The following is a 10,153-nucleotide window of genomic DNA, read 5'->3' on the forward strand; positions in this document are numbered from 1 at the left end:
TTAAATCATATTTCAAGAAAACGCCTATCCAATGTTTGGAAGGGCGCTTATTTAGACGGGCACTTATTTAGAAGGACGCTTTTTATTTCTCGTACTTACTACAATTAGTTCTTGTTTTTGATTAGGAAAATAACGGGCAGCGCAACGACATACATCAGCACACCGTACAAAGCAGCAGGCAGCGCAATAACAGGCAGTGTGCTCACGCCCATGATGATAGGGGCTAAGGTAATAGCCGTCGTGCTATTTTGGATACTGGTTTCTATCGAGATGGTTTTGGTATCAAACCAGCTAAGCTTTAGGACTTTAGAAATTAAGATGCTAATAGCGAATAAAATAGCAATGATAAAGATAAGTTCTAAACCAATTTGAGTGAACTGTGATTGTAGTAGTTGCCAGTTGGAGGCAATAGCAGCAAAGACAATTAGTACAAAAAATATGCTAGCCAAGCCGTTTAGAAGACTGCTGCGACGTACCATAAAGTCAGTAAACCTGTGGCGAGCAAGCATACCAAGAGATACGGGCAATGTGGTCAATAAGAACATGACTAGGCCAATCTTTATCGCGCTAATAGAGTTCGCCTGATCTTTCATAAAGTGATCAAAAGCCAACGTAATTAAGATAGGCAATGTAATGACCGATAGTATGCTGACCACACCTGTCAACGCGATAGAGAGCGCGACATTCCCTTTGGCATAGTAGGTCAGCATGTTGCTAGTGACGCCGCCGGGGCAAAAACTAATCAGCATAATCCCAAAAGCAATCGCTGGTGGCGGAGCCGTTACTAACACGACTGCGAGCGCAACCAACGGTACCAACACAACTTGATTGATTAAGCCGACAAAAAACGCTTTTGGATATTTGGCAATGACCTTAAAATCACTCAGTTTTAGCCCTGCTCCTAGAGTGAACATAATGTAGGCAAGGGCTAGTGGCAGTAATGCTAGCGCGGTATTATTCATCAAACATTCCTTGTAAAACTAAAATGCCATATCAAGATGGCGTTTTGAAAGTAAATAGCAGCGGGGCAACCTTGTCACCATACAGCTGCTCACATTCTATGTGTTTAGGTATTTAATCGTCTAGCTATTTAGGTGTCTCAACCACTAAGCTAGCTCAAGCCTATCAAATGATAATAGCGGTATTACGCTCGTATAGTAACCCACTTGTCGTGACTATCGAGGTTGGTCGAAGTTGTTGGAAGCTATCGGGAGGTGATTAGGCAGTGACTAGGTAGTGATTGGGTTGTTTGTGGCTAATGATAAACGCAGTAAAAAGCCCACAAGATTCTGTGGGCTAAATACGCTAACTGTCTAGTCTATTTATTCAGCACTAGTCGTCTAGTAAATCCATTTGCTTAGCGGCTTCATAGATACCGTTTGAGCGGTTACCCGTGCGGCAAAAAATCAGCATTGGCTGCTCAGCTTGATTAAAGAAATCTGCAAACGTTTCGACGTGAGTTTGATTCAGCTCATTACCTGCAAAAGAAATCTCTTTATAAGCAAGTCCAGCTTCTTTGGCTGCTGCTTCGATTTCGGCACTGGTTGGCTGATTTGGTTCTTCACCATCAGGACGGTTGTTAATAATGGTTTTGAAACCATTCTCGGCAATCATAGGCACTTGGTCAGGCGTGATTTGTCCGGTAAAGCTAACTTCATGGCTCATAAGAGCTCCTTGTTTTTATTGGTGTTGTTGGGTTTATAAAACGTGTTAGTTCGAGCGATGGTTATCGTTATAACAGACCTTGCATCAGTGCACTTTGGTATAGTAGCTTGGCACGTGCTCCAGTACCGCAAAACATTAATATAGGCTTGGGCATTGAGTGATAAAAATCGGCAAACTGCTCGACCGTTAGCATACTTAGGCGCTCATCATCAAACGGTAGATGCTGATACGCTAGGTTTGCCTGTTCGGTAGCCGTTGCCAAATCGCAGCTATTAGGCTGTGTTTCAATCTCGGCATCTGGGCGAATATTAAGCACTGATCGATAACCAAGCTCAGCAATCTTAACGCACTGGCTTGGGTATATTTGCTTATAAATCGTTAAATCATCGGTCATAAAATAGGTTCAGTTATATTTGTTAAAGCATATTTATTATTGAGGGTTGGGCTAAGAATATCAAAGGATTATAAATCAGCAATTTTTAGGCTGATTTCTAGGTTAATTGATTTCCTATTTAGTGCGTCTAGCATAACACAGGCGCTATCATAGCGATATTGTGTTGTAGGCGACAATAGTAATTGAGGACGAGAGAAGTTAATGTCGCAGCGATTTTATTGTGGTCAAACTATAGATTACTTTAACGCATCGACAGCATCTAAGGTGCTTAGATAGACTTGTCCTGATAGCTCGCTAATCAATGGGGTGTGACCGATGATGTCCATCACAGGACCTTTGATAAAGCTAAAATGTAAGCGCTTATTCTGTAACGCCAACTCGTGGTTTAAGGTACAAAGCATTTCTTGAGCGGTCAAATCTATGTGATTGACAGCGGCCATAATCAATATGATTTCATTGGCATCGGGATATTGCTGCATGGCATTGAGGATACGTCGATGTACAGATTCACTATTACCAAAGAACAGGCTCTCATCGATACGTAACATCAATAAATTGCTAAAAGTTACGACGTCATGGCGATTGATATTACGAAAATGTCCTGTACCACCCAATTGCCCAACGACAGCCACATGCGGCTTACTCGACTGCCAGATGAGACTGGCGAATGACACCATTAGACCAATGACCAGTCCCGTGTTTAGACCAAATATCAGCACACCGACGAACGCAGCCAAAAAGCTAGCGCCATCTAAGCGATCACGCTGCCATGCAGATTTCAACGTCGCAATATCTATCAGGCCAATGATAGAGGCCATGATGGTTGCGCCCAGTAGTGCATAGGGTAGTGGGGCAAGCGCATTGCTAAAGGCTATGAGTGCGGCCATCATTACCAGTACGGTGACGAGACTGGCAAGTGGTGTCTTCGCACCTGAATCGGCATTGATAGCCGTACGCGAAAAGCCACCCGCAACCGAAAAACTTTGGAACAGTCCACCAGACAGGTTGGCCAGCCCAAGTCCAGTCAGTTCACGATTGGCATCAAAGCTCTCGCCACGCAAGCGAGCATAAGTACTGGCAACTGAACTGCTCGACACAAATACGATCAGTGCCATCAACCCTGCTGTCGGCAAGAGTTTCAGTGCTTCTTGTAGGTCTGAGATATGCGGTAACGTAAAGCTCGGCAGCCCTTGTGGAATACGACCGATGGTCGCGACACCATGCGTGCTCCAATGCAGTGCCATACTAAGTACGATAGCAATGCCAAGTAGAATAAGCGGAAATAAGCGCTCTGCCCATTTGGCATACGACGATGATAGCCACGTCTGCCATATCCACTCACTTGCATAGCGATTGGCAACCAATAGCGCAAATGCGGTAATACCGATAGCTAAGGTCAATGGATGCAGCTGGCTGGCATAGCGTTGCATGGTAGTCAAATACCCAATCAAACTATTGCCAGTGACTGGAATATCGGTCAGATATTTGAGCTGACTGACAAATATAAGGACTGCTGCACCGCTTACAAATCCTGCGGACACACCGCGACTGATAAACTGCATGATCCAGCCAAGTTTTAACCGTCCTGCTATCCATAGCAGTGCACCTACCATCAGTGCCAATAGGCTGGCCATCAGTGCGTACTGCTCAGTGCCTTGCTCAGCATAAGGCAGTAAGCCACTGGCTGTCATGATGGCGGTAATGGCAACCGGTCCTACGGCTTGCACGTTGCTAGAGCCGAGCCACGCATAAACGAGGACAGGTACGATCGCTGCATATAGGCCATAGACAGGTGGTAGTCCTGCAAGCACTGCGTAACCTAGGCTCTGCGGTATGACCAACACGCCCACCACTATGCCTGCGACGAGATCAGTCGGCAACGCTGAGAGCTGGTATTGACGCAGCCAAGCTGGAATCAGACGAGCGACGATAGAGGACATATCAATCACCACAGTAGATAGTACAAATAATTAGGCGAGGGCGGCGTTATTCTGCTTTGGCACAAAAACGTTGATACAGTAGATCGAGTACAGCTAGCGCATCCTCGCTTGCGATACTATAGTAAATTTGCTTACCTTCGCGGCGTGTGGCGACCAGCTCGTCTTTACGCAATATACCCAATTGCTGCGATAAGCTCGGCTGTCCAACCCCAACCAAATCTTCGAGCTCACCGACGCAATATTCACCTTGGGTCAATTGACAAAGAAGAAGTAGGCGATCAGGATGCGATAGCGACTTTAATAGTTGGCTGGCTTGTAGCGATGCTTGCTGCATTTGCTTGGCAAGATCGGCAGGTACTAAATCTGCAGTATCAGATGACCCATCGTCAGTGGTACTGCGAGTAGGTGTACCTTCGGCTGAAATAGAAGTAGTCAGAACAAATTCCTTACATTAGATGGTAACAAATGCCATGATGTTTTGAAAAATATATAGTTGATTATCAACGATATCACGCCACATAGCAAGTTATCATTAATTACATTATATAAATTGATAAATTGTATGGTGGTTGTTATATTGGTGGCATCAGATAAGTCGTAGGAACGCATTATATACGACTGAATATCATACTTAAGGGTTAATTAAAGATAAAAATCCCTATGACCAAAATATGTATAAATAACTTATGTATAAATAATCAAAGAGGCCGCCATGCAAGTTCATTCTTTTTTAGACAGCGATACAGAAACCTATACTCACGTACTTGCTGATACTGAGCAAAAATTATGCGCCATTGTCGATCCTGTATTGAACTTCGATGCTAAGTCAGGCCGAACCAATACCAGTAGTGTCGATGAAGTGATTGGGTTTGTACGTGAGCAAGATTGGGCGCTCAAGTACATTATTGAAACTCATGCGCATGCAGATCATTTATCAGCGGCCATCCATGTAAAAGAGAGCCTTGGCGGACAGTTAGTCATCGGTCAGCATATCACCGAAGTACAAAAAATCTTTAAGCAAATTTTTAACTTTGACATCAGTTTCCGCACTGATGCCAGTCAGTTTGATATCTTGACAGACGAAGGCGAGACCTTAGAGCTTGGTAACATTACTATCACTGCGATGTATGTACCCGGTCATACACGTGCCGATATGGCCTATCTAGCCGCTGATAATGAGAAAACAGTGGTATTCGTTGGGGATACGTTGTTTGCGCCTGATGTCGGTACAGCGCGCTGTGATTTCCCTGGCGGCGATGCCAAAACGCTTTATCAGTCTATTCAAAAGCTGCTAGCACTTCCTGAAGATACGGTCATGTATCTGTGTCATGATTATCCAAGCAAAGGTCGTCAGCATTGTCCAACGACGACAGTAGCCGCACAAAAACTAGAAAATATCCATGTCAAAGACAGTATAAACGAAGCAGAGTTTGTGCAGATGCGTGAGCGCCGTGATGCGACTTTAGATATGCCTCGCCTTATCATTCCTGCTGTACAAATCAATATCGATGCAGGACATTTCCCCGAGCCAGAAGATAATGGTACGCGCTATCTAAAAGTACCGATCAATGTCCTTGGTGGATAAGTTAAACAGTTTAATAACTGAAGATGATTACCTAATGCAGCCCTACGTAAGTATCGTATGATTGATACCTATAAGAATGCTAACCTGTAGACTGTCCGTTTTTAGATACTGTGTATGACCAACTGCAAGCGCTAAGTGCGGCAATAACTGGAGAGAGCAATGAACCCTTACGAGCGCTATGTGTTGCCAAAGATGATAGATATTGCCTGTAGTACAGGCAATGTGATGAAAGCGCGTTCCAAAATTGTTCCGCAAGCGCTCGGTAAGTTGTTGGAGATCGGCATTGGTAGCGGTCTGAATTTACAGTTTTATGATGCTAATAAAGTCTCTTCTATTATCGGTGTGGATCCAGCGGCTCAAATGCAGTCGCTGGCTCGTGAGCGTGCAGCTGACATTGGCATTCCGGTTGAAGTGATAGCCGTCGATGTAAAAGGTATCCATGCTGATACGGATCAATTTGATACGATTGTGATGACTTTTACCTTGTGCAGTATTGATGACCCAGTAGCCGCGCTCCGAGAAATGGCGCGCGTGCTAAAACCTAGCGGTCGCTTACTATTTTGTGAGCATGGACTGGCACCAGACTCTTCTGTTGAGCGTTGGCAGCATCGATTGACGCCTTTTTGGAAGCCTATAGCAGGTGGGTGTCATTTAGATCGCGATATTCCAGCACTTATCAGAGAAAGTGGTTTTGTCATTGATGAGTTGAGCGAAGCGTATTTGCCCGGTCCACGGCCGATGAGTTATGTGTATAGCGGTGTGGCACAGCAACTGGCATAAAGGATAAGCCCAATTAACTATGCTAAAATTATTTACCAATCAATGCGACGACGACTACAGCTATAACCACAGCAAGCAACGTAAATAGCTTTTATATAAAAGTGTTCATAAACAGTATCTGAAACAACAAAATAATTAGAATAGGAATTAAATAATGAGTGAGCAAAGTTTTCATCTAGTATGCCCACATTGCCAAGCAACTAACCGTGTGCCTGCTGCACGACTAAGCGCTGCGCCAAAATGCGGTAAATGTGGCCAGCCATTATTGACCGCCAGTCCGCATGAGCTCAATGCGCAAACAGCCAATAAGGTCATCCAAAAGAACGATGTGCTGACTATCGTGGATTTTTGGGCGAGTTGGTGTCAGCCTTGCATCATGATGGCGCCAGAGTTCAAGAGCGCTGCTAGCCAATTACCGCAGGTGGTCTTTGCAAAGGTACAAACGGATAAATACGAGCAGGCAGCCGCTCCTTATAATATTCGCAGCTTACCAACGATGGTTGCTTTTAGAAATGGTAAAGAAGTCGCGCGACAATCAGGTGCGCTACCAAGTCATCAAATCATCCAATGGGTGCAAAGCTTACAGTCGTAATATTAGTCAGACTAGATTACTTCTTCTCCAAGCTATTTATCCAAGTACTCATGCTTTCTTATAAAAACCGTAGCAATGAAAAAGCCAATATGCGATCTGCATATTGGCTTTTTACTATTTTATGTACTATTTGACGGTGTCATACACCATCTTGATCGTGCAGATAACTTTGCACTTGCTTAACCTTACTCACCATAAATTTTGATGCCATTGGCAAAGCTACAACGTTGAATGCGTGCCGACTGGACAATTGCATCACGCTCACCGTAGAGACGCGATAATTTTGCATCACGTGCTTTGGTATTGTTGCTCTTGCCTAGACCAAAGCTGATATTTGGCGAGATACCCCAGCGTCCTGCAGAGACACCAACACCGACGCCTGATGCCGATAGGGTAGACTGCTCATTGCGTGCCGCTTCGACATAGCGGTTGACACGAGTATACTCTTGGCCAAGTGCTTGGCAATTATAGTTCTGATAAGTACTTGGCGGTACATATTGCGGGGTGATGTTACCAGTAGAGGCACAGCCTGAGAGCGCAAAAATGCCAGCTAGTAGTGTCGCTGTCGTAAACGTTTTCATAATGGCTCCAGTGGCTAAGTGATTGTATTTATATCTATTTAAGATAGCAAAAATAGCGCGATTAAGATATTGAAAATCCATCGATGATGAAAAATTTTCGTATCATGTCATCAACATATCGACAGCTTTCTAAAACGGTTGCTTATTAAAACAAAAAATCGCTTATTAAAATAAGTTTGCTGGTTTGGCAAAGGCAAGTATTACGATCCCGATATAGGCAATGGCAGCGATAAGGATACCTGTTTTTCTTTGCACAGGTGTCGCATCAACCTTAAACGCTTTAATGCTTGAGCTAATAGCAGCGATAAGTAAGATGATTTTGGCAAACACCCACTGTACAGGAGCATTGGCACCCATCAATTGCATTAGCATCATCGCACCTGACAGGATAAGCAGGGCATAGATAATATGTGTGGCTATTTTGACTGCTCGTGGTGCGCGTCTATCTGCGCTGAGTACTAAGTAGCTTTGATATAAAAATAGCGCAACAGTCAGCGCTGCCATCAGCATATGTAGATGTTTCATTGAATATTGCTCCCTCTAAAACTGCAGTATATAGGCTAAGTTAGAATAGTTAGTTGCGATTCAAATCCAGTCGGCTATTTGTTTTGACCAGCACATAATGGACTCGCAGGGCTTTGACCTTGCCACTCTGTCGGAGTATAGGCATGGATAGCGAGGGCATGTACTTGACCGCCTTGTGAAGTGAGCAAAGGCGTGACTAGGCCATATATCAGCTGATGACGCCCGACCAGTCGTTTGTCTTCAAATGCATCGCTAACGATAGTGAGCTTAAAATGGCTTTCTTTACCTTCAAAGTAACCGGCATGCGACATCGACTCATTTATCAGTTCGATATGCTGCGGCGCAAGCGCCTGTAATTCGGCATGAAGTGCGTCGGCAGTAGGTGTGGTACTCATAACAATCCTTCAATGTATTTTGTGCAATTTGATTGGGCAATCTGCAAATAATATTTATCGGTATTATAACAGACACGGTAAGCGGGATAGCGTGCGATTGCCAAATCGATCAATTGCAAATCCTGCCGATTACAGTACTTATCAACTACAATGCTTATCACCTGCAATGCTTGCCAATTATAAAACCTGTTATGTATGGCTATAACTAAAAAAGCAAAGCACAACACTGTGGCTGTACTTTGCTTCTATGATATCTAAACACGCACTGCTAAAGCGTAAAGGTAGCTAATTAGCTACTTATTAACGGCGCGACTGTTGATATAGAGGCGTAACTTTTGGCATCAATGACTGTAACTCTGCGATACGGCTGCTGCTCGTTGGGTGAGTGCTAAGGAACTGTGGTGGCTCACCTTGGCTGGCTTTTTGCATTTTTTGCCAAAGCATAACAGCCGCCTGAGGGTTATAACCTGCACGTGCCATCAGCTCAAGACCGATCTGATCGGCTTCGCTTTCTTGAGTGCGACTGTGGGGTAGGCTCAAGCCCAAATTACCAGCAGTACCTGCTAGCTCAGCCTGTCCTTGTGATAGGCCGAATATACTGGCAGCCAGGCCGATACCAGTTTGGGTTGCATACTCGCGTGACAGACGCTCGCGTGAATGCTCACGTAATGCATGAGAGATTTCATGACCCATGATGGCAGCAATCTCATCATCAGTGAGGTTCAGACGATCGATGATGCCTGAATAAAACATGATCTTACCACCCGGCACCACAAATGCATTCAAATCGTTAGACTTGATGGTGTGTACTTCCCATTGCCACTTGGCTGCATCTGCGCGGTAGACACCAACTTGACCAACCAAGCGATTCGCAATATTTTTTAAGCGGTTTAGCTGAGCGGTATTGGTATCTAGCACACCTTTTGATTTAGCGTCTTGTATTGTTTTGGCATAGCTTTGGGCAGACAGTGCCAATACTTGCTCACTAGACACTAATAGCAACTGCTGACGATCAACACCAACCGCGCCAGTACTGGTAGTGCTGGTACAACCAGTTAAGGTCAGTGCTGACAATGAAGCGGCCATCACTGTCGTGGTTAATAACTTCTTCATAAAATATCCTCTCTATAAAATGGAAAAACATAAAGTCAAACAAGTTAAAAAATAGTGCAGCAGATGTTGGAGCCGTGTTTATTAATCTTTTAATAGTGCTCATTCATCCGCTTAAACAGTAAAAGTTTACCTTAACTGCCATTGGACATAAGTATAATAATGTTAACCACCTAAAACCAAGATAGGAAAAGTAACAATAAAGCGTATGATTGTAAGTGCGATATCTTTTTATTAGAGTAAAAATAGTAAGTTTCTACTTCATCGATTGTCTTATGACCGTTATAAAGCTAAGGGAAGTGAATTCCAGAATTAAATTTCTACAATTAATGTGAAATATTTTTTATATTATCAAAATTAATTCCTGTTTTTAAATCAATTGCTTATGTTTGTTTATCCGATAAAAAAGGCATTTATCTAAAAATATTAGAAATAAATTCTAAAAAAGGTGTTGACACCCACAGAATATTTGCTAAAATAGCCAGCCTATCGAGACGGAGTAGTTGTTAACAACGCTACGGATTGATACTAAGCGGGAATAGCTCAGTGGTAGAGCATAACCTTGCCAAGGTTGGGGTCGAGAGTT

General features: G+C 43.7%; 12 protein-coding genes. 3 read left to right on the forward strand and 9 right to left on the reverse strand.

The window, feature by feature from the left end:
- Positions 1-104 precede the first annotated feature (104 nt).
- From QL886_RS10465 to QL886_RS10485, 5 genes are all read right to left on the reverse strand, one after another.
- Positions 105-962: a bile acid:sodium symporter family protein gene (locus QL886_RS10465; RefSeq protein WP_290178668.1), complete on the reverse strand. Its 858-nt coding sequence runs from the start codon at positions 960-962 to the stop codon at positions 105-107.
- A gap of 370 nt (positions 963-1,332) precedes the next feature.
- The gene (locus tag QL886_RS10470) at positions 1,333-1,665 is read right to left on the reverse strand and encodes a TIGR01244 family sulfur transferase (protein WP_057761521.1); all 333 of its coding nucleotides are present in this window, start codon (positions 1,663-1,665) and stop codon (positions 1,333-1,335) included.
- Positions 1,666-1,732: 67 nt separating this feature from the next.
- Positions 1,733-2,059: a sulfur transferase domain-containing protein gene (locus tag QL886_RS10475; protein WP_057761519.1), complete on the reverse strand. Its 327-nt coding sequence runs from the start codon at positions 2,057-2,059 to the stop codon at positions 1,733-1,735.
- 236 nt (positions 2,060-2,295) lie between these two features.
- Positions 2,296-3,999: a SulP family inorganic anion transporter gene (locus QL886_RS10480; protein WP_290178669.1), complete on the reverse strand. Its 1,704-nt coding sequence runs from the start codon at positions 3,997-3,999 to the stop codon at positions 2,296-2,298.
- Between the two features lie 46 nt (positions 4,000-4,045).
- Positions 4,046-4,333: a metalloregulator ArsR/SmtB family transcription factor gene (locus QL886_RS10485; protein ID WP_057761516.1), complete on the reverse strand. Its 288-nt coding sequence runs from the start codon at positions 4,331-4,333 to the stop codon at positions 4,046-4,048.
- Between the two features lie 378 nt (positions 4,334-4,711).
- Between QL886_RS10485 and QL886_RS10490 the strand changes: the two genes are divergently transcribed.
- The 3 genes from QL886_RS10490 (at position 4,712) to trxC (ending at position 6,956) form a co-directional block, all read left to right on the forward strand.
- Positions 4,712-5,584: an MBL fold metallo-hydrolase gene (locus tag QL886_RS10490; RefSeq protein ID WP_290178670.1), complete on the forward strand. Its 873-nt coding sequence runs from the start codon at positions 4,712-4,714 to the stop codon at positions 5,582-5,584.
- 159 nt (positions 5,585-5,743) lie between these two features.
- On the forward strand, positions 5,744-6,364 hold the full coding sequence (locus QL886_RS10495) for a class I SAM-dependent methyltransferase (protein ID WP_290178671.1): 621 nt from the start codon (positions 5,744-5,746) through the stop codon (positions 6,362-6,364).
- A gap of 154 nt (positions 6,365-6,518) precedes the next feature.
- On the forward strand, positions 6,519-6,956 hold the full coding sequence (gene trxC / locus QL886_RS10500; RefSeq protein ID WP_102091852.1) for a thioredoxin TrxC: 438 nt from the start codon (positions 6,519-6,521) through the stop codon (positions 6,954-6,956).
- A 185-nt stretch (positions 6,957-7,141) separates the two neighbouring features.
- Here trxC and QL886_RS10505 read toward each other — a convergent pair whose 3' ends face one another.
- The 4 genes from QL886_RS10505 to QL886_RS10520 form a co-directional block, all read right to left on the reverse strand.
- Complete coding sequence (locus tag QL886_RS10505; RefSeq protein ID WP_102091853.1) at positions 7,142-7,537, reverse strand: hypothetical protein; 396 nt, start codon at positions 7,535-7,537, stop codon at positions 7,142-7,144.
- Positions 7,538-7,702: 165 nt separating this feature from the next.
- Positions 7,703-8,062, reverse strand: coding sequence for a SirB2 family protein (locus QL886_RS10510; protein ID WP_290178672.1), 360 nt, complete (start codon positions 8,060-8,062; stop codon positions 7,703-7,705).
- 74 nt (positions 8,063-8,136) lie between these two features.
- Positions 8,137-8,457 carry a BolA family protein gene (locus tag QL886_RS10515; protein WP_290178673.1) on the reverse strand — a complete coding sequence of 107 codons (321 nt, stop codon included), beginning with the start codon at positions 8,455-8,457 and terminating at the stop codon, positions 8,137-8,139.
- A 300-nt stretch (positions 8,458-8,757) separates the two neighbouring features.
- On the reverse strand, positions 8,758-9,570 hold the full coding sequence (locus QL886_RS10520; RefSeq protein WP_290178674.1) for a M48 family metallopeptidase: 813 nt from the start codon (positions 9,568-9,570) through the stop codon (positions 8,758-8,760).
- Positions 9,571-10,153 lie beyond the last annotated feature (583 nt).

It is taken from the genome of Psychrobacter sp. APC 3281, from assembly GCF_030407815.1.
GTDB lineage: Bacteria > Pseudomonadota > Gammaproteobacteria > Pseudomonadales > Moraxellaceae > Psychrobacter.